Source organism: Nocardia macrotermitis, from assembly GCF_009604405.1.
GTDB lineage: Bacteria > Actinomycetota > Actinomycetes > Mycobacteriales > Mycobacteriaceae > Nocardia > Nocardia macrotermitis.
This window is the reverse complement of sequence record NZ_WEGK01000027.1, coordinates 40,324-59,814: the sequence shown is the minus strand read 5'-3', so window position 1 is coordinate 59,814 and position 19,491 is coordinate 40,324. Positions and strand designations below refer to the sequence as shown.

At 65.6% G+C, this 19,491-nt stretch carries 17 protein-coding genes; 10 read left to right on the top strand and 7 right to left on the bottom strand.

The features are described from left to right. The first annotated feature begins 177 nt into the window (after positions 1-177). Positions 178-1,374 carry a hypothetical protein gene (locus tag NRB20_RS35795; RefSeq protein WP_153415859.1) on the top strand — a complete coding sequence of 399 codons (1,197 nt, stop codon included), beginning with the start codon at positions 178-180 and terminating at the stop codon, positions 1,372-1,374. A 329-nt stretch (positions 1,375-1,703) separates the two neighbouring features. Here NRB20_RS35795 and NRB20_RS35790 read toward each other — a convergent pair whose 3' ends face one another. From NRB20_RS35790 to NRB20_RS35780, 3 genes are all read right to left on the bottom strand, one after another. Continuing rightward, on the bottom strand, positions 1,704-2,138 hold the full coding sequence (locus tag NRB20_RS35790; RefSeq protein ID WP_319945833.1) for a VOC family protein: 435 nt from the start codon (positions 2,136-2,138) through the stop codon (positions 1,704-1,706). 234 nt (positions 2,139-2,372) lie between these two features. After that, positions 2,373-3,866 (bottom strand): class I adenylate-forming enzyme family protein, encoded by a 1,494-nt coding sequence (locus NRB20_RS35785; protein ID WP_153415872.1) that lies wholly within the window; start codon positions 3,864-3,866, stop codon positions 2,373-2,375. Beyond that, the gene (locus NRB20_RS35780) at positions 3,863-4,666 is read right to left on the bottom strand and encodes an enoyl-CoA hydratase/isomerase family protein (protein ID WP_153415857.1); all 804 of its coding nucleotides are present in this window, start codon (positions 4,664-4,666) and stop codon (positions 3,863-3,865) included. The genes NRB20_RS35785 and NRB20_RS35780 overlap by 4 nt, the downstream gene beginning before the upstream one ends. A gap of 101 nt (positions 4,667-4,767) precedes the next feature. Here NRB20_RS35780 and NRB20_RS35775 point away from each other — a divergent pair, with 101 nt between their 5' ends. Next, a complete protein-coding gene (locus NRB20_RS35775) occupies positions 4,768-5,646 on the top strand; it encodes an enoyl-CoA hydratase/isomerase family protein (protein WP_153415856.1) in 879 nt (292 codons plus the stop codon). Positions 5,647-5,907: 261 nt separating this feature from the next. Continuing rightward, positions 5,908-6,600 carry a hypothetical protein gene (locus NRB20_RS35770; RefSeq protein ID WP_153415855.1) on the top strand — a complete coding sequence of 231 codons (693 nt, stop codon included), beginning with the start codon at positions 5,908-5,910 and terminating at the stop codon, positions 6,598-6,600. A gap of 33 nt (positions 6,601-6,633) precedes the next feature. Here the strand turns inward: NRB20_RS35770 and NRB20_RS35765 are convergent, their stop codons facing one another. From NRB20_RS35765 to NRB20_RS35750, 4 genes are all read right to left on the bottom strand, one after another. Continuing rightward, positions 6,634-7,395, bottom strand: a complete 762-nt coding sequence (locus tag NRB20_RS35765; protein ID WP_153415854.1) for a TetR/AcrR family transcriptional regulator C-terminal domain-containing protein — start codon at positions 7,393-7,395, stop codon at positions 6,634-6,636. Positions 7,396-7,397: 2 nt separating this feature from the next. After that, positions 7,398-8,189 (bottom strand): enoyl-CoA hydratase/isomerase family protein, encoded by a 792-nt coding sequence (locus tag NRB20_RS35760; RefSeq protein ID WP_153415853.1) that lies wholly within the window; start codon positions 8,187-8,189, stop codon positions 7,398-7,400. Between the two features lie 96 nt (positions 8,190-8,285). Next, positions 8,286-9,497, bottom strand: coding sequence for a cytochrome P450 (locus tag NRB20_RS35755; RefSeq protein ID WP_319945832.1), 1,212 nt, complete (start codon positions 9,495-9,497; stop codon positions 8,286-8,288). Positions 9,498-9,551: 54 nt separating this feature from the next. Continuing rightward, entirely contained in the window at positions 9,552-10,337 is a 786-nt protein-coding gene (locus tag NRB20_RS35750) for an SDR family oxidoreductase (protein ID WP_153415852.1), read from the bottom strand. 151 nt (positions 10,338-10,488) lie between these two features. Here NRB20_RS35750 and NRB20_RS35745 point away from each other — a divergent pair, with 151 nt between their 5' ends. The 7 genes from NRB20_RS35745 to NRB20_RS35715 all read left to right on the top strand — a co-directional run bounded on the left by NRB20_RS35745 (position 10,489) and on the right by NRB20_RS35715 (position 19,474). Next, entirely contained in the window at positions 10,489-11,724 is a 1,236-nt protein-coding gene (locus NRB20_RS35745) for a cytochrome P450 (RefSeq protein WP_153415851.1), read from the top strand. Between the two features lie 91 nt (positions 11,725-11,815). Next, positions 11,816-13,309 (top strand): acyl-CoA carboxylase subunit beta, encoded by a 1,494-nt coding sequence (locus tag NRB20_RS35740; RefSeq protein WP_153415870.1) that lies wholly within the window; start codon positions 11,816-11,818, stop codon positions 13,307-13,309. Between the two features lie 131 nt (positions 13,310-13,440). After that, entirely contained in the window at positions 13,441-14,649 is a 1,209-nt protein-coding gene (locus tag NRB20_RS35735; RefSeq protein WP_153415850.1) for an amidohydrolase family protein, read from the top strand. Positions 14,650-14,776: 127 nt separating this feature from the next. Further along, the gene (locus tag NRB20_RS35730; protein ID WP_319945831.1) at positions 14,777-16,399 is read left to right on the top strand and encodes an AMP-binding protein; all 1,623 of its coding nucleotides are present in this window, start codon (positions 14,777-14,779) and stop codon (positions 16,397-16,399) included. Continuing rightward, positions 16,400-17,233: an amidohydrolase family protein gene (locus NRB20_RS35725; RefSeq protein ID WP_153415848.1), complete on the top strand. Its 834-nt coding sequence runs from the start codon at positions 16,400-16,402 to the stop codon at positions 17,231-17,233. Between the two features lie 2 nt (positions 17,234-17,235). Beyond that, the gene (locus tag NRB20_RS35720) at positions 17,236-18,273 is read left to right on the top strand and encodes an acyl-CoA dehydrogenase family protein (protein ID WP_153415847.1); all 1,038 of its coding nucleotides are present in this window, start codon (positions 17,236-17,238) and stop codon (positions 18,271-18,273) included. A gap of 16 nt (positions 18,274-18,289) precedes the next feature. After that, complete coding sequence (locus NRB20_RS35715) at positions 18,290-19,474, top strand: acyl-CoA dehydrogenase family protein (RefSeq protein WP_153415846.1); 1,185 nt, start codon at positions 18,290-18,292, stop codon at positions 19,472-19,474. The last annotated feature ends 17 nt before the right edge of the window (positions 19,475-19,491 follow it).

Sequence of the window (19,491 nt, the reverse complement as noted above, 5' to 3'; positions counted from 1 at the left end):
AGGCCCGAACCGAGAACTCACGTGGAAAAGCTGGACAGACCAGCGGCTACCCCACACCCGAAATCTGCTGGTCAGCGCACCTCCGGTCCGCTGACCAGCCCAAAACCCACGTCCACGGATCCAGGCTAATCTGCTTACACCGAAATCGTTGCTGGAGTTGATGGAGGAGGCGAGTAGATGGCAACCGGTTATGGCTCCCCCGGATCTCCCGTCGAATACGACGAGATCCTGACCCCGGCCAATATCGCGCAGTTTCTCGCCACGCGGAGTTGGACCAAGAGGTTCGATCGGCAGTTCGATCAGGTGTGGGTGCTCGAGCGGGAGGGGGCGGATCGCCCGGTATCGGTCCTGCTGCCGCGGGAGCCGAGCTTCGTCGACTACGACAAATGTCTCAGGGAAGCGCTGACTGCGATAACCCGAGCGTACGATATCGAGTTGGCGGAACTGGCGGAGAAGGTCGCCTCGGTCCATGCCGATCTGTTCTTCGTCCGAGTTGACCAAAGTATGAAGGACGGCACAATCCCGCTCCGTCAGGCGAGTGTTCTACTCGACGGTATCGACCAGATGATTCGTGCCGCTGCACTGTCCGCCCATAATCCGCATACGAGCGGTCGTGGCCGTATCCCCGACTATGTCAACGAATTTCTGAACGATGGTATTCGTATGGGACACACGAAGAAAGGGAGTTTCGTGATCACGGTGGCGGCCCGCATCGATGACGTGGAGACGGGTGATCGACGCGAGCAGCCTTCGTTGCTGCCGGATGCCCCTGCAAGTTTCACCCGTCGCGTGATGACTTCTCTCGCAACAAGTCTGGATGTCACTCGGAAGTTCGCTTCGGAGCCGCGTGGCTTCGCCGATGTCGAGGATGCCATGGAGCAAGGCTTGCGGTTGCCGGTGGTGCAGGCTCTGCAGGAGATGAGTGCGCCGGACGGTTTGCGCAGTCTGGACTTGTCTTTCGAATGGGCGGCGGCCGAGCCTCAGCTCGCATCGGTTCCCAGTCGTATAAATCTGGGCCGTGGGGTTATCGATGAACTCCCGGAGATCGAAAGACGTTTGATGCGAAGGTCCGAACCGGAGCGGCTCACGCTTGTCGGGCTGGTCAAGGAATTGAAGCTGGAAGACGATGGTGACCTGCCGGATGAACAGGGTGGCGATGTCATCATTCATGCGGAAGTCGGCAACCGCACTCGCCGGGTCGCCATCGCGCTGGGCGGCAATGACTGGCAGCTCGCGATATCCGCATTGCGAGCTCGAGTTCCCTTGATGGTCACCGGTGAGCTTGGCAAGCGAGGAAATATCTGGCGTCTGAACGAACCAATCGAGTTGGACCGAAATTATCTGGAATCTGTTTTGTCCGGACGCTCGTATTAGATCGCAGGTAATCTGCGGCCGTCAGTCCCGCAGGTCGTCGTCGGTCAGCCCGTGCTCGGCAAGGTAGATCGCCATCGCCATCGCCATCGCTTGACGCTGCATCTCCCAGGCGCACCAGCCAGCGGTCGTCGAGAACGTCGTCGCGGCAGGCCAGCCAGGGCGCGGTATCCGGCAGTTGCGCCCGGATCGCTTCCAATCCCCGGCGCTCGTGCTCGAAACTCGACTCGGTGACCGTTGTCCACCGCCCCTTGTCCATACGCGCACAGTCCTGTTCTCGTCGCTTGCGAGCGGGTGTCGGCAAAATTGATGGTGGAGATCAGTCGTCTGTGTCAGCCGGCTAGCGGAACTGGGTTGGGCATCAGCACTATTCGCCAGTTGTCGGGATCGGGGAAGGCTAGGGCACCGTGTTCGCGCCACCATGGGTTGTCCAGTTCTACGGGTTTGTGGCCGCGTTCGCCGAGGCGGGTGACTACGTCGAACATCTGCTCGGCGGTGGTGAAGTAGAAGACCAGGAGGTTTTCGTCGGTCGGTGCGCGGCCGGGGCTGCCTGACTCGTGTGAAGTGAATTCCAAGTGGTATCTGTCGCCTGGCAGGCCGATCATCACCACCTCGTAGCCGTCTCCGGACGTCCGATACAACTCGGGCAAACCCAAGGCTCCGCAATAGAATTCGACGACATCAGCCAGGTTGTCGGTGGGCCGGGCAATCCGGACTTCGACTGCGGGCAGAACGTCGGGCCACACTCCATCGGTCAACTCCATGATTCGACGGTAAAACCTCAACCATTATTGATGTCAAGGTATGTTGTCCGATTGACGTCCGCAGGCGGTCGGTTGGTGCGAAGTCGGCACTTGGCGGTCGACTACTGCTCCATCCACGACGTCCGCGCGGGACCGGTTGCGTCGTCCCGTGATTGCGGATCGTGTGCGTCTCCGCTGGGAAAGTCGTTGCAGCACTGTGCCTGTGATAGAGATTGGCCGTCGAGGCGCGGGTTCTGTTCAGCTCGACTCGTGCTGGGTGGATTCTCGGAAGTGGGCTCGCACGGCTGTGAGGTCGGGTTTGCCTGAGGGGGTGCGGGGGATTACGGGTACTGTGGCGATGATGGTTGGGATTTCATAGGGGGCCAACCGGTTTCGGAGGTATTCGGTCAGTTCGGTGTCGGTGATTCGGTGGTCGGCGACGGGTTCGATCATGGCTACCGGGACCTCGCCTAGGCGGGGGTGAGGGTGGGAGATTACCGCGGCGCCGAGGACTGCGGGGTGGGATTCCAGGGCGGTGCGGATGTCGTCGGGGAGGATTTTGAAGCCGCCGCGGATTATTGCCTGGTCGGCGCGGCCGAGGATCCAGAGGAAGCCGTCGGGGTCGAGGCGGGCGGTGTCGGTGGTGCGGAGCCAGGGGGCGTCGGGGCCGAGCTGGCCGGGGGATACCTCGAGGAGGCCGGGGTGGTCGGTGGGGACTGGGGTGCCGTCCTCGGTGACGATGCGGAGGCGGGCGCCGCCGGTGGGGCGGCCTACGCTGCCGCGTTTGGTGTGCCAGTAGCGCTGGTGGTCGCGCAAGGTCCAGCCTGCTACGCCGCCGCCGAATTCCGTGGCGGCATAGGAGGTCAGGACGGGGATGCCGAAACGTTCGGTGAAGGCGTCGGCATCGTCGGCTGAGAGCGGGGCGGTGCCGGAGGTGACGACGCGGACTCCGGCCAGGTCGGCCCGGGTGAGGTTCGAATGCAGGACGGTGCGTACGGCGGCGGGGACCAGGGAGACCGCGGCGGGGCGGTAGGTGCGGACCGCGCGGGTCCAGCGTTCCAGGTCGAAGCGGGGGAGCAGGACGAACGGGCGGGCCGCGGTGATGCATTGCAGGACCCGGAAGACGCCGCCGATGTGGACCAGTGGCGCGTTGACGATCGCGACGCCGTCCCGAGGGTGTTCGGGGGCCGGCGCGTTCTCCGGATCGGCCCCGATGACGCTGCGGGCCAACATGTCATAGGTGATGTCGACACGTTTGGGCGGCCCCGTGGTGCCGCTGGTCAACATGTGTACCGCCACACCGGATTGTGCTGTGCCGGTGTGCGTTCGGGCCCCGGGAACGGTGACGAGTATCGGCTCTTCCGTCACGCCCGAGATCGACAAGGTGGCCGCGCCCGGTGCCGGTGCGACCAAGGTGTCCAAATCTGTTGGCGCGCCGATGATCAGAGGCAGACGCAGTGCGGCGATATCCGCTCGGGTGCGATCGTCACCACGTGCGGGGTTGATCACCGCGACCGCGCCGCCGCCGAGCAGTACGCCCAGTAGTGCCGCGACATGTTCGGGGCGATTGCGCAGGAGTATTCCGATTCGCCTGCGGCCCACGGGATATGCGGTGACGAACAGTCGGATGCGGTGTGCGAGCTCGCCGAGTTCACCCCAGGTGCACCACATCTCATCGAACTCGATCGCTCGCGAGTCGGGGTGCAGTGCAAGGGCTTCGGCGATTCGGCGACTCAGGACGTGCGGAGTCATCTGCACTGCCATTTCGGCAACCTCTTCTCCACGAAGGCTTTCGGACCCTCGAGCGCGTCCTCGGTACGGGTGACGCGCTCGCGGAACGATTCGGCGAGCATCTCGGCCTCGTGCAGCGGGACATCCAGGCCCTTGAGGATGGCCAGCCTGGTGCCGCGAACCGCCAGGGGCGCATTGGAATTCACGATGTCGGCGATCTCGTGTGCGCGTTCGAGCAGCCGATCGTGTGCGACGATCTCGGTGATCATGCCCAGCTCGTAGGCGCGTTGTGCGCTCATCCGCTCGTGTTTGCCGGTCAGCGCGACGCGCAGTGCGACCGTGCGGGGCAGAACCCGTGCCAGGCGCACCATCTCGCGCCCGGCGACCAGGCCGATGCTCACGTGCGGGTCGAAGAACTGCGCGCGTTCGGAGGCGATCACGATGTCGCCGGTGGTCACCCAGTCCAGCCCTGCGCCGCAACACAATCCGTTGATCGCCGCCAGCACCGGCTTGGTCATCGTCCGGAACGGCGGGGTGCCCTCCTGCGGGGCCTCCCACTGCTCGTAGGTGGACAGGTACGGCCGCTCGTTGATCACCTTGCCGTCGCCGGGGATGGCCTTGACGTCCGCGCCGGTGCAGAAGGCGCGGCCGTTTCCGGTGATGACGATCGTCCAGACCCGCTCGTCCCGCTCGGACTCGTCGTAGGCGGCCCGAAGTTCGGTGATCATGAAGGGGCTCAACGCATTCAGGGCATCCGGGCGGTTCAGGGTGATCGTGGCCGTATGCCCGTCGACGCGGTATTCGATGGTGTCGAACGGCATGGTCTTCCTTCGCGTGCGAACCGATACTGATATAGATACAGTATAAGGTACCGTTGATCTCCCGCGAGCGGGGATTCCGGCATCGACGAGGAAGGCATCCGATGAGCAGTTCCAGTACCGCCGACGGCCGAGTCCGCTACGAGGTGGACCCCGACGGCCGGATCGCCACCGTCACGCTGAACAATCCGCGGCAACGCAATTCCTACGACGCGGCCATGCGGGACGGGCTGGCCCGCTACCTCGACGACGCGGCGCAGGACGACGACATCGTGGTCGTGCTGCTGCGCGGGGCCGAGGGGGTGTTCAGCACCGGCGCGGATATGAACAACGCGTACGGCTGGTACGGGGAGGGCGAGCGCAAGGCGCGCCCCAGTCAACGTCGCCGACTTACCGTGGACCGCAAGACATTCGGCTTCTACCACGACCTGCTGGGCTACCCGAAGGTCACCGTCGGCGAGATCAGCGGCTACGCCCTGGGCGGCGGTTTCGAGATGGCGCTGATGACCGATATCGCCGTCATCGCCCGCGACACCCGCATCGGCATGCCCGCGACCCGCTTCCTGGGCCCCGCCCTCGGCAGCCTGCACATGTTCTTCCACCGTCTCGGCCCCGTCCTGGCCCGACGCCTCCTGCTGACCGGCGACATCATCGAGGCGAGCGTGGTCGAGAATCTCGGAGTCTTCACCGAGACTTGCGATCCCGCCGCGGTGACCGCCCGCGCGCATTACTGGGCGGAAAAAGCTGCCAAGATGCCCGCCGACGGCGTCGTCATCGCCAAGGAAGCCTTCCGCCTGGTCGAACAGAGCCAGGCGTACCAGGGCGAAGAGGTGGCCAGCTACCTGTTCCACGCCTTCGGTACCAACCTCCAGTTCGCCCCCGGCGAGTTCAACTTCGTCAAAACCCGAGCCGAGCACGGGACCAAGGAGGCATTTCGGTTGCGCGACAAGCATTTCGAGGTTCCCGAGCCGGACGCTTACTGAGTCTCGAGTCGGATCCGCACCATTCATCGTGCACGGCTCGATTCGGGCGACGCACCTTCGATCGCGATGCTGCCGTTCGCCATTGGACCTGCGAAAATTGTGGTCTCGCAGTGCGGCGATGCGAGACTTCAAGGTGTACAGCATCTTTCGATCAGGTTGCGTCGATTGTGAAGTTGTCCGAGACTCGTGGGGTGAGTGCCATACTGGCATGGATTCGTTCGGTGAATTGCCAGGTGATCATGCGTGTGGACGGAGTCATCCATGCTCGCGAGAGTTATCGGCCGGTGGCTCGATCGCGGGCGGACCGACCCACTGCCACCTCCAGCGCAGGTTCCTGCCCCCGAAAAGCCGCCGTGGTATCGAGATCCGGTTTATCTCGCGCCGATCGCGACCGTCATCACCGGCATCATCACGGCGACCTTGGCGCTACTGCCGCAATACTTTCCGCACACGACGCCGAAGCCGCCTCTCGCTCGCTACGTCGATCCGCAGGCATGCATGACGACGACCTGGCCGCAGCCCGCGGCCGATGTGCTGTCTCATGTGCACGCCGGGAAAAATTTGGCCGGGTACGCGAAGCTGCGGGCTCAACCCTGTTGGCGTGCGGTTGATTTGACCGAGACTGCGCAGTTCACCCCCGGGACGGGAATCGCGGTGGTGTGCTGGGTCGATGCGGACTACACCTACGACACCTCCAGAGTTCCGCGCTACGACTGGTATCTGGTGGCTGATCCCGCCCGTGCGGGTTCGACGATCGGCTGGACGCAGGCGTGGCCGTACGCCGCACCCGACCGCGCGGCTGCGCAGTGCGCGCAACCGCACCTGGATCAACCGCGCTCCTGGTGGGCGCAGCCGATCCTGACGATCGTCGCGGGGATCTTGACGTTCGTATCGGCAGTTGTGGCATTCCTCGCCATCAGACGCCGCCGACACTCGACGTCTCATATCAAGTGATACGCCACCACAGCCCTGTGGTCCCTACCTCCACTAGCCCTCAGCGCCTTCATCATTGGCGTGCAGCGACCCCGGAGAGCGTGAAATTCCTACGGCGTTGTCGGCGATGAGGTGGGCGGTGTGGTCGAGGATGCAGTGGAGGCCGTATTCGAAGTTGCGGTCGTCGGGGGCGCCGGAGCGCATGCCCTTGGCCATGGCTCGGGCCAGTAGGGGGGTGGTGTCGGGGTTGATGAGGATGCTGTCGTAGTAGGCGCGGGCGGGGCTGTCCTGGTTGCGGTCGTAGAGGCGTTGCAGGACAACGGATCCGCGGATGTGGAGGTTGAGGGCCGAGTAGGTGTCCAGGGCCTGGTCGACGGAGAGGCCCGCGTTGACGAGGCTGGATACCGTGCGTTCGACCTGGTCGGCGCCGATGCGGCCGGCGTGCTGGCTCAGGGCCGAGCGGATCAGGATGAGGTCGCACAGGATGGGGTTGTCCAGGAAGGTGCGGCGCAGGGTGCGGGCGTGGGTGGCGAGGGTTTCGCGCCAATTCGCCGCTTCCACATAGGGATACGGGACAGCGTAGACGTACTGGCGCAGGGCCCGGTCGGTCATCGCGTTGAGCAGGTCGTCCTTGCGGCGGAAGTACCAGTAGATGCTGGTGACGCCGACGTCGAGGTGGCGGCCCAGCAGCGGCATGCTCAGGCCGTCGATCGAAACCGTTTGCGCCAGTTCGAAAGCGCCGTCGATGATGTCCTCGGGGTTGAGGGAGCCGCGTTCGCGCCGTCGGCGTTTGTCGGCGGCCGCGCGTCCGGACATGATCAACCTCCCGTGCCGCGGGGCCCGGTGAACACCGGATCCCGCTTCTCGGCGAACGCCGCGAACGCCTCGAGGACGTCGACGCCGGACAGATTCGCGGTCTGCGCCCGCACCTCGCCCTCCAGCGCCTCGGGCAGTGTCAGTTGGAAGCTGTTGTCCACCAACGCTTTCGTCTGCGCCAACGCCAGCGGAGGACCGGCCGCCAGACGTGCGGCGAGCACCTCGGTGAAGGCATCCACCTCGTCCTCGGGACGTATCCAGGTGACCAGTCCGAGCGCATAAGCTTCCTCGGCGCTGATCATGTCCGCGAGCAGCGTGAGACGTTTGGCCTGCTGCAACCCGACCAGCCGCGGCAGCAGCCAGGTGCCGCCGCAATCCGGCGAAAGCGCTCGGCGAGTGAAGATCTGGCAGAAGCGAGCCTCGGGCGTCGCCACCACCAGATCGCATCCCAGCGCCAGATTCCATCCCGCTCCCGCCGCCACCCCGCGCACCTTCGCGACGGTCGGCACCGAAAGCCCGTGCAGCTGTTCGATCACCGCGTTGATCGCGCGCATCTCCTGTGCGGGATCGGGAAATTCGTCCATCCCGGCCGTATCGGAGATATCGGCCCCCGAACAGAAATTGCCGTCCGCGCCGGTCAGTACGACCGCGCGAATCCCGGAATCCGATGTGATGGCACGGAATTCGTCACCCAGCGCCGACCACAGTTCCCGGGTGATCGCGTTCTTACGGTGCGGGCGGTTCAATGTCAGCGTCAGCACGCCACCGGTACGTTCGGTCGACAACACACTCATGACCGCACGCCTCGACGCTGGACTACTCGATTCGACATGATCACGGCAGTTCCCCGATCGGTTGCGGCGGAGGAGATTTCAGAGAAGGGGCAGGACTCAGCGGAGCACATCGAAGGTCACCGGGAGGCTGTTGGGAGACCGGAAAGGCTGCCCGAAGATATGCGGATCCCCCTCGGCCAGCAGCGTGAAATCGGTCAGCCGATCCAGCAGACAGTGCAGCGCGACACGAGTCTCCATGCGCGCCAGGTGAAGTCCGAGACAAGTGTGCGCACCGGCGGTGAAACTGATGTGCGGCACATGTTTTCGGAAGATGTCGAACTCTTCCGGCCGCTCCCAACGGTTCTCGTCGCGATTGGCCGACCCGAGACACACATCCAACACCGCCCCCCGCGGAATCGCCGTCCCCTCGAGTTCGGTGTCCTCGGTGACGTAACGCTGCACCAATGTCAGCGGCGTCTCGTAACGCAACCCCTCCTCGACCGCGGGCCCGATCAGATCCCGGTCCCGCCGCACCGCCTCGAACTGCTCGGGATGCGAAAGCAGCAGGTACAGCAGGTTTCCCGAGGATCGATAGGTTGTCTCCAGACCCGCCGGAAGCAGCAACCGCAGGAACGAATAGATCGCCTCCTCGGACAGCTTCTCCCCATCGATCTCGGCGGCCACCAGATCGCCGATGATGTCCTCGGTCGGCGTCCGCCGCCGCTGCTCGATCTGTTCCACGAAGTAGTCCTTCAGATCCACCGAGGCCCGCATCGCCCGCGGCACCTTGTCCGCGTAACTGATGATCGCCACCGCGGCCTCGCGGAAGAACGGCAGATCCGCCTCGGGCAGGCCGAGCAGCCGGGCGATGACGCGGGTCGGGAACTCGAAGGTGAACTCCCGGATCAGATCAGCGCGTCCGCGTTCGGCGAATTCGTCGATCAGCGCATCGCAGATCGACCGCACTATCTCCGGTTCCCAGCGCATCAGCGACTGTGGTTTGAACGCCGTGGTGACCAGCGCGCGATGCGCCTTGTGCCGCGCGCCGTGCATGGCCAGGATGGTCGGTCCCATGAAGACGCCGATGGTGGAATCGTAGAGCGCGGAACTGAATACGCGATTGTTGCGCAGCGCCGAACTCACCGCCGAATAGGAGACCGCGGCGTAGGTGTCCTTGGGGCGCAACGATTCCGGGGTGCGGGAGTAGTCCATGACCGTGCCGTGGAATACCCCGCCCTCGCGGCGTCGGGCGGCGAAATACGGGTAGGGATCACGCAATTCGAGGGTGTCCCCGGTCTGCGCGGCTGGGTCTGCGATCGGGCTGTCCACGGCTCACCTCTACGTTCGTCATGAATACTGCTGGGCTACAACTGAATCGGCGCACTACAGCTGGATCGGCGGACCGGCGAGCATCGGTGCGACGAAGCCGCCGTCCACGTGGATGTCCTGCCCGTTGATCCACCGGGCTTGCGGCGAACCGAGGAAGTCGATCACCGGCACGATGTCCTCGACCGCGGCGTGCCGCCCGACCGTCGCCTTCACCGTGTCCAGGACGTCCTTGCCCATCGAGGTCTCGAAATCGGCCAGGATAGGGGTCTCGGTCGGGCCGGGACTGACCGTGTTCACCCGGATCCCGTACTTCTGCCAGGCCGCCGGGGCCAGGCGTTTGGCGAAGATGATCGCGGCCTGTTTGGACGTGCTGTACACCGGATACGCCGGGTCCTGGCCCGCCTGCCACCGCTGGACCTCGTCGGGATCGGTCGTGTCCAGCAGCCCCGCGAGCGCGGGTATGCGCTCGGTCCATCCCAGCGCCGCGACCGAGGCCACGGTGACGATCGCGCCGCCCTCGCGCAGCAGCGGCAGCATGCCCTCGGCCAGCAGCCGCATACCGAGGTAGTTCACCTTCAACACGTCGGTCGCCGGCGCGGTCCCCGGCACGCCCGCGACATAGGCCAGCAGATCCCAACCGGGCCCGATCCGCGTCAGCAGCGCGGCGATAGCGGAAGTGTCGCGCAGATCGCACAATTCGTGCTGCGCGGCCGGAGTGTCGTTGGGGCGCAGGTCGATTGCCAGCACGTGATCGCCGTTGCGATGGAAGTGTGCGGCGGTTGCGGCCCCGATGCCCGAGCCCGCGCCGACCACGACCACCCTGCGTTGTCCGGATCCCATGAATACCACCGCTCCGTCCCGTCAGGTCGTTATAGAATGCTTGACAGTAAGGGTCACTATAAATCACTACAGTGGTCGCCACAACGGACCGATGCGCCTGCGTAGCGGCCCGATGCAGGGCGAGAAGTGCCACGTAACGAAAGAGTCGCTCATGAGCATGCCGACCATCGACGACGCCGCGAAGGTACTGGCCGATCCGAACTCCTACACCGACGAGACGGGACTGCACGCCGCGCTGGCGCGGCTGCGGGCGAAGGCTCCGATCGCCCGGGTCGAGGTTCCGGATTACCGGCCGTTCTGGGCCGTCACCAAACACGCGGACATCCTGGCGGTCGAGCGCGCCAACCGGCTGTTCACCAATTGGCCGCGCCCGGTGCTGATGACCGCCGCCTCGGACGATATGGGCGCGGCGGCCGGAATCCGCACGCTGATCCACATGGACGATCCGCAGCACCGGGTCGTGCGCGCCATCGCCGCGGACTGGTTCAGCCCGAAAGCCATGAAGGCCATGGGTGATCGGATCGAGCAGCTCGCGAAGCAGTACGTCGATCGGATGCGCGAGGCCGGTGGGGAATGCGATTTCGTCAGCGAGGTCGCGGTGAATTTCCCGCTGTACGTGATCATGTCGCTGCTGGGGGTGCCGGAGAGCGACTTCCCGCGGATGTTGAAGCTGACCCAGGAGCTGGTCGGGAACGACGACGACGAACTGCGGCGCAGTGCGTCCTCGGACGAGACGATGAATGCGCTGCTGGACATGTTCGGGTACTTCCAGCACCTGACCGCCACCTGGCGCGAAACCCCCACGGGCGACCTGGGTTCCACCATCGCCAACGCCCGCATCGACGGCGAGCCGCTGTCCGATATCGACACCATGTCGTACTACGCGATCATCGCCACCGCCGGGCACGACACCACCAGCAGCAGTATCGCGGGCGGCCTGCACGCCCTGATCGAACATCCCGAACAGCGCGAAATGCTCAGTGCCGACCCGGATCTCATCCCGCTGGCCACCGAGGAGATCATTCGCTGGGTCACCCCGGTCAAGGCGTTCATGCGCACCGCTGCCGAGGACACCACGCTGGGTGGGGTGCCGATCGCGGCGGGGGATTCGCTACTGCTGTCGTATGTTTCGGCGAATCGGGACGAGGAGGCGTTCACCGATCCGTTCCGTTTCGACATCGAGCGCGAACCCAACAAGCATGTGGCGTTCGGGTTCGGTGTGCACTTCTGTCTCGGCGCGGGGTTGGCGCGCATGGAGATCAGCAAATTCCTCGCCGAACTGCTGCCGCGACTGAAGTCCATCGAGCTGAACGGCGAGCCGCGGTTGAGTGCGACGACGTTCGTGGGCGGGCTCAAACATCTGCCGATCCGCTACTCCCTGATCTGAGCTCACGATGACGGTATCCGATGTGGCGCAGGCGAACAGCCACGTGGTCGAACTACCGCCCGAGCGGCGGACGGAAGGTCGGAATGCAGCAATGAACAGTGGCGGGACATGGGACGAGACCCTCACCGATCTGGATCACCGCCGGGCGCGCGTGCAGGAGATGGGTGGGGCCGAGCGGGTCGCGAAGCATCGTGGCAAAGGCAAGCTGGACGCGCGGGCGCGGATCGAGCGACTGCTGGATCCGGGGACCTTCCAGGAGTTCGGCACCCTGGTCGGGGGTGAGGTGGCCGCCGACGCGGTCGTCACCGGGTCAGGGCTCATCGACGGCGCACCGGTGATGGTCGGCGCGGAGGATTTCACCACGCTCGCGGGAACCATTGCGCCGGGCAGTAATTCGAAGCGCTACCGGCTGGCCGAACTCGCGGTGCGCAATCGGGTACCGCTGGTGATGTTGTTGGAGGGCGCGGGATTTCGGCCCACCGGCGACCATTACGGCCGCACCCCAACGGATCTGCTGGCCCAGGCGCGGTGCTCGGGCCGGGTGCCGATGGTGACCGGGGTGCTGGGCGCGTCGGCCGGACACGGTGCGCTGATCGCCCCGGTCTCGGACTTCGCGATCATGAGCCGACACGGCGCGATCTTCACAGCCGGGCCGCCGGTGGTGAAAGTGTCCACGGGAGAGGACATTTCGAAGGAGGACCTGGGTGGCCCGGATGTCGCGGTGCCCAGCGGGCTGATCCACAATCTGGCCGAGACCGACGAGGCGGTACTCGACGAGATCCGCCGCTATCTGTCCTACTTCCCGTCGAGCGCGTGGTCTTATCCCTCGATGCGTCCCGGCGACGACACCGGGCCGCGCGCCACCCCGGAACTGCTCGAGATCGTCTCCCGCGACAATCGCCGCACCTACGATATGCGCACCGTGCTGGACGTGGTGTTCGACGATGCCGACTGGTTCGAGGTGCAGCCCGATTTCGGCGAGGCGATCATCTGCGCGCTGGCGCATCTGGGCGGGCATCCGGTCGCGGTGGTGGCCAATCAGCCGCAGGTGCTGGCCGGATCGATCGACGCCGACGCCGCGGACAAGGCCGCGCACTTCATCACCGTCGCCGACTCGTTCCATCTGCCGATCGTGTTCCTGGCCGACAATCCGGGCATGCTGCCGGGCAGCGAGTCCGAGCAGGCCGGTGTATTGCGCAGTGGGGCAAGGATGTTCGTGGCGCAGACGGCGGCCACGACGCTCAAACTGCATCTGACGCTGCGCAAGGCGTACGGATTCGGTTCGATGGTGATGTCGCTGATCAGTTTCGACAATCAGCTCGGCACCTTCGCCTATCCGGGCGCGACGATGGGTGCGATGAGCGCCGCGGCGCTGAGCAATGCGTCGAATGCCGAACAGGATGTGGCGGCGGCGCTGCGCGAGATGGAATTGCAGGCGTCGTACCACTCTGCGCAGCACATGGGGTTCGACGAGCTCATCGGCCCCGCGGAGACGCGCAACGCGCTGCTGATCTCGCTACAGCGCGGAATCTATGCCCGGCAGGCGGCCGCGGAGCCGGTGACCCGCTCGGTCATCGTGCCCTGAGCGATGTACACAGCCCTACTGAAAGGTATACAGTAGTAATATCTATTCGACTTGCGGCAGATCGCCCGGCGACGCTGGGAGCACCGAGATCAGCTGTCGCGCCGGGCCGTTCGACGAACGAGAGGACCGTGATGACCGCGCTGGACTACAAGGCGATCGATGTCGACAACCACTACTACGAGCCGCTGGACGCGTTCACCCGGCATCTGGACCGGAAATTCCGCCGTCGCGGGGTGCAGATCGTGCGGGACGGCAAGTACCACACCGCGATCATCGGCGACCGGGTGAACCGGTTCATCCCCAATCCGACCTTCGATCCGATCATCGTGCCGGGCTGCCTGGACCTGATCTTCCGAGGTCAGGTGCCCGAGGGCGTGGATCCGGCGACGCTGATGAAGGTCGAGAGCCTGGAACTGCGACCGGAGTACCGCGAGCGCGACGCGCGCGTCGCGGTGGTCGACAAGCAGGGCATCGAGACGATCTTCCTGTTCCCGACCTTCGGGTGCGGTGTGGAGGAGGCGCTGCGGGGCGATATCGAGGCGACGATGGCCTCGCTGCACGCGTTCAACCTGTGGCTCGACGAGGACTGGGGCTTCGACCGCGCGGACGGCAGAGTCGTTGCCGCGCCGATGATTTCGCTGTCCGATCCGCAGGCCGCGGTCGCGGAGGTGGAGTTCGTGCTGGCGCGGGGTGCGCGGCTGGTGCACGTGCGGCCCGCGCCGGTGCCCGGGGTCGGTAGGGCGCGCTCGCTCGGTGATCGCGCGCACGATCCGGTGTGGGCGCGGCTGGCCGAGGCGAACGTGCCGGTGGCATTTCACCTGGGGGACAGTGGATATCTGAAGATCGCCGCGATGTGGGGCGGTAAGGACACCTTCGAACCGTTCGGCGGTCCGGGTGACGCGCTGGACAAGATCCTGGTGGACGATCGCGCCATCCACGACACCATGGCCTCGCTGATCATTCACGGCGTGTTCGACCGGCATCCGGCGTTGCGGGTGGCCAGTATCGAGAACGGATCGGACTTCGTCGGGCGGCTGTGCAAGCGAATGACCAAGCTGGCCAACCAATCTCCGAAATCCTTCCCGAACGATCCGGTGGACGCCCTGCGCGAGCACGTGTGGGTCGCGCCGTACTACGAGGACGATCTGCCGCGGCTGGCCGAGACGATCGGGGTGGAGCGGATCCTGTTCGGATCGGATTGGCCGCACGGTGAGGGGCTCGAGGAGCCGGTCGCGTTCACCGACGAGCTCACCGGTTTCGACGCGGCCGATGTTCGGAAGATCCTGCGCGACAACGCACTCGAATATCTGGGTGCGCCGGTCACGGCGTCCGCCCGGTAGTTCGAGCGGGTACGGAACCGATGTACGAGCGTCCGGTGTACGACCGTCCGGCCACCGCAATCGCCCGCTGTGGGAACGGGATCGGACCGGTCGGCGGGCAGATGCGGCACACGATCGGAGATCTCCGGTGAGCGAGTGGAGTATCGGCGCGGTGTTCGACGCGGTGGCAGCGGCGGTGCCGGATCGGACGATGACCGTCTGCGGCGACCGTCGCCGGAACTTCGGTGAGGTCGCACAGCGCACGCGCAGGTTCGCAAATTTCCTGGCAGGCAACGGATTCGGGGCGCATACCGCGCGTGCTGATCTCGCCCGCTGGGAATGCGGCCAGGATCGCGTCGCGCTGCTCATGCACAACGATCAGTACCTCGATGTGATGATCGGCTGCCTGAAGGCGCGCGCGGTGCCGGTCAACGTCAATCCGCACTACACCGCGCGGGAGATCCGAGACCTGCTCGCGTACATCGGACCTCGTGCGGTGGTGTATCACCGCAGCTTCGGGCCGATCGTTGCCGAGGCCGCGCCGGAGGGGGTCGAACTGCTGATCTCGGTCGAGGACGACAGTGACGTTCCGGAGCTTCCGGGCTCGATCACGTTGGAGCAGGCCATCTCTCGAGGTGCGCCCGATCCGCTCATCGCGACCTCGCCGGACGATCTGGTCATGCTCTGCACCGGCGGGACGACCGGGCGTCCCAAGGGCGTGCTGTGGCGGCAGGGTGATGTGTACGTCTCCTCGATGAACGGCGCGGATCACGAATCATCCACTCCGCTGGGTGAGTTGGCGCGCATGACCGGGCACGTCTGGTTCGCGGTGTCGCCGCTGTCGCACGCGGCCGGGATCTGGACGGCGTTCGCGGGCCTGCTGGCCGGGCAGAGCATCGTCCTCTACGACGACCGGCGCAGCTTCGATCCGCATCTGGCGTTGCGGATCGCCGAGCGGGAGCGGGCCGCACTGCTGACCATCGTCGGCGATGCCTATGCCGGGCCGCTGGTCCGGGCGTTGCGCGAACATCCCTACGAGCTGTCGGCCCTGCTCGCCATCGGCACCGGGGGCGCGGCGACCAACCCGATGCACCGGCACGCGCTGCTGGAGTTGATTCCGCACGTCTCCGTGGTGGAGGGGTACGGCTCGTCGGAGACCGGCGGGATGGGTTTCGGGCGCAGCACCCGCGGTGCGGAGGTCGACGGGTTCGCGCCGATGCCCGGCGGGGTGGTGCTGTCGCACGACCGGACCCGCGTTTTGCGACCTGGTGACACCGAGGTCGGCTGGGCGGCGCGGACCGGTCGGGTGCCACTGGGATATCTGCACGATCGTGTGGCCACCGAACGCACCTTCCCGGTGATCGACGGGGTGCGGATGGCGGTGCCCGGCGATCGCGCCACCGTCGATGCCGACGGGAATCTGCGGCTGCTCGGGCGTGACGCGCTGGTCGTGAACACCGGCGGCGAAAAGGTTTTCGTGGAAGAGGTCGAGGAGGTGTTGCGCGCGCATCCGGGGATCAGCGACGCACTCGTCGTCGGCCGGCCGAGTCCGGTGTGGGGTCAGGAGGTGGTCGCGCTGGTGTGTACCGATTCGGCGGATCCGCCCACGGCGGCGGTGCTGCGGCAGTCCTGCCGGACGCGGCTGGCCGGATTCAAGGTGCCCAAGGCGATCATTCCCGTCCCGGAGATCCGGCGGCTGGGCAATGGCAAACCCGATTACCGCTGGGCCGTGCGGCAGGTGACGCACGATGTCGCGGAGGAGAGGTCGTAGATGCGCACAGTGATCGATTGCCTGGTGAACGTGCATTTCGGGGAGCGGGAACAACCGCCCTGGATGTTGAAGGTCCGAGACGACTATTTCAAGGGCCCGGATTCGCTCTACGCGCAGGTGGAACTGCCCGAACTGCTGGACGAGATGGACGAGCAGGGGGTCGAGCGCGCCATTCTGATGTATTCGATGGCGAAACCGTCGAGTACCGCGCTGGCATTCGCGGAGAAACGTCCGGATCGGTTCTCGCTGGCGATCAACGGGGTCGATCTGCTGCATCCGGTCGCTTCGCTGCGTGAACTCGAGACGCTCGTCCGCGATCTGCCGGTGGTGTATACCACTGCGGGAGCGAGCTTCTGGGGCGACGGGCAGTATCCGCCCACCGACGCGGCCTACTATCCGCTCTACTACAAATGCGCGGAAATGGATCTGCCGCTGTGCATGAACACCGGAATTCCGGGACCGCCGATACCCGGTGAGGTGCAGAATCCGATCTATCTCGATCGCGTCTGCTATCGCTTCCCGGAATTGCGGCTGTGCATGATCCACGGCGCGGATCCGTGGTGGGACATCGCGATTCGCCTGCTGATGAAATACGACAACCTCCGGCTGATGACCTCGGCGTGGTCGCCCAAACGGCTGCCGGAAAGTCTGGTGCATTTCATGCGGACCAGGGGTAAGCACAAAGTGATCTTCGGCTCGGATTGGCCGGTGTTGCGGATGAGCCGGGTGATACCCGAGGCGCTCGCCCTGGATCTGCCGCCCGACGTCCTGGACAACTACCTCCACCACAACGCGCGGGAATTCTTCTTCGCCGATCGGAACAGAGAGTCATGACGATGGACCGTTACGAATTGCGCAGGCAGGATTACAGTCTGTCGCAGGATCAGACCGAATTGCAGGCCGTCTACGCGAAATTCTTCCGCACCCGCAGTCCGCTGGATGTGGTGCGGCGGGCCGAGGACGCCGGATTCGACCGGGATCTGTGGGAGCAACTGTGTGCGACCGGGGCGAGCACGATGGCGTTGCCCGAATCCGTGGGGGGTGACGGGGCGACGCTGGTGGATCTCGCGCTCGTCGCGGAGGAGTTCGGGCGGATGATCGCGCCGGTGCCGTGGATCGATCATGTCTGTGCGACAAGGCTTTCGGCTCGGTTGGGTGCGCTGCCGTCCGGGGATGAACTCGTCACGGGCAGGCAGGTGGCCGGGCTGGATGTGCGGCTGGACGCGGTCGCCGGGGCGCGGTTGATTCCCTCCGGCGCGGTCGCCGATCAGCTGCTGGTTCGTGACGGCGCGGATATCGTTCGGCTCGAATTCGACACTCGCCCTGCGAAAGTCGACAATATCGGGCGTCTGCCGATGGCGTGGATCGATCCCGCCGCCGCCCGCCGGACCGTGGTGGGCAGTGGTCCCGAGGCGCTCGCGCAGTACGAACACGCTCTGGACGAGTGGCGAGTGCTCATGGCCGCCGCGCTCGTCGGCTTGGTGGAGGAAACCCTCACCGTCGCAGCCGAATTCGCCAAGACCCGCTACACCATGGGCGTGCCGATCTCGACGTTGCAGGGGATCTCGCATCCACTCGCCAATATCGCCATCGTCGTGCAGAGCGGACGGAATCTGGCCAGGCGCGCGGCGTGGTTCCTGGAGAACGAACCGGGCGTGCAGGACGGACTCGCCTGTGCCGCCTTCGTTTTCATGGCCGAGGAGGCGGCGAAGGCCGCGACCATGGCCGTGCACGTGCAGGGCGGTCTGGGTGTGAGTGCCGAATCGGCCTCTTCGGCGTATCTGCTGCGCGCGCGGGGCTGGCCGCTGGCGGCGGGCGATTCCGGTGCGAGCGCCGCGCGGGTCGCGGAACTGTTTGCGGCACACCAGGTCTGAGAACAAGGAGAGATCGATGGACTTTTCCCGCGTGGAGCTGACCCCGGACGAGACGGACTACCGCGACCGGATACGCGCATTCCTGAATACCCACGTCACCGACGAGGTCCGGCGACGCGATCGCGAGACCGGTGACAATTTCGACGAGGGTGTGCACCTGGCCATGGGCGCCGCCGGGTGGCTGGCGGCCGAGACCAGCGCCGACGGGATGACTCGGGTGCAGCGGCGGCTGTGGGATCTGGAGCGACGCCGCGTGCACGTCCCGTGGGTCACCTGGGGCACCACCGCGATCGTGGCGGAATCGGTGCGGCAGTTCGGATCCGAGGAACTGCGGCGCGAGGTGCTGCCCCGGGTGGACAGCGGTGAGGTGCGGCTGTGTCTGGGGTACACCGAGCCGGAGGGCGGGTCGGACGTGGCGACCTGCAAGACCCGCGCGGTGCGGGACGGGGACGGCTGGATCATCAACGGCTCCAAGATGTTCACCACCGGCGCGCACAACTGCCAGTACGTCTTCCTGATCACCAATACCGATCCCGGGGCGCGAAAACATCACAGCCTCACCATGTTTCTGGTCCCGCTGGACACGCCCGGCATCGAGATCCAGGGCATCCGGACCGTCGACGGGGATCGCACCAATATCGTCTACTACACCGACGTCCGCATCGCCGACACCTACCGGCTCGGCGAGGTCAACGGCGGCTGGCAGGTGCTCATGCAGCCGCTGAGCGTGGAACACGGTGTGGTCGACGCGGATGCCGATGGGCTACAGGATGTTTCGATCCTGGTGCATCAGGGCACGATGATGGCCACCGCGGTGGATCGCATCACCGAACTCGTCGCCGCGACCGGCCCGGACGGCCGCCGCCTGCTCGACGACGGTTCGGTCGCCTACCGCCTCGGGCGCGCCATCGCCCGGATGGAGGCGTCGCTGTCCGCGCCGACCATGTTCGGCCGCGTCGCGATCGCGCAGGCCATGCGTGATATCTCCCCGGATCTGATGGATCTGCTCGGCGCCGCCGCGGCCCTGCCCATCGACGCCGAGGGGTGTGCCGACCAGGGCGGCGCGGAATACATCTACCGCTGGGCTCCCCTGTGCGGGATCTACGGCGGCACGCTGGAGGTGTTCCGCAACATGATCGCTCAGCACATTCTGGGCTTGGGACGTCCGCACTACTCTCCGGCCCCGGCCAAGGCGAGCTGAGTGCGGCTGTCGTCACG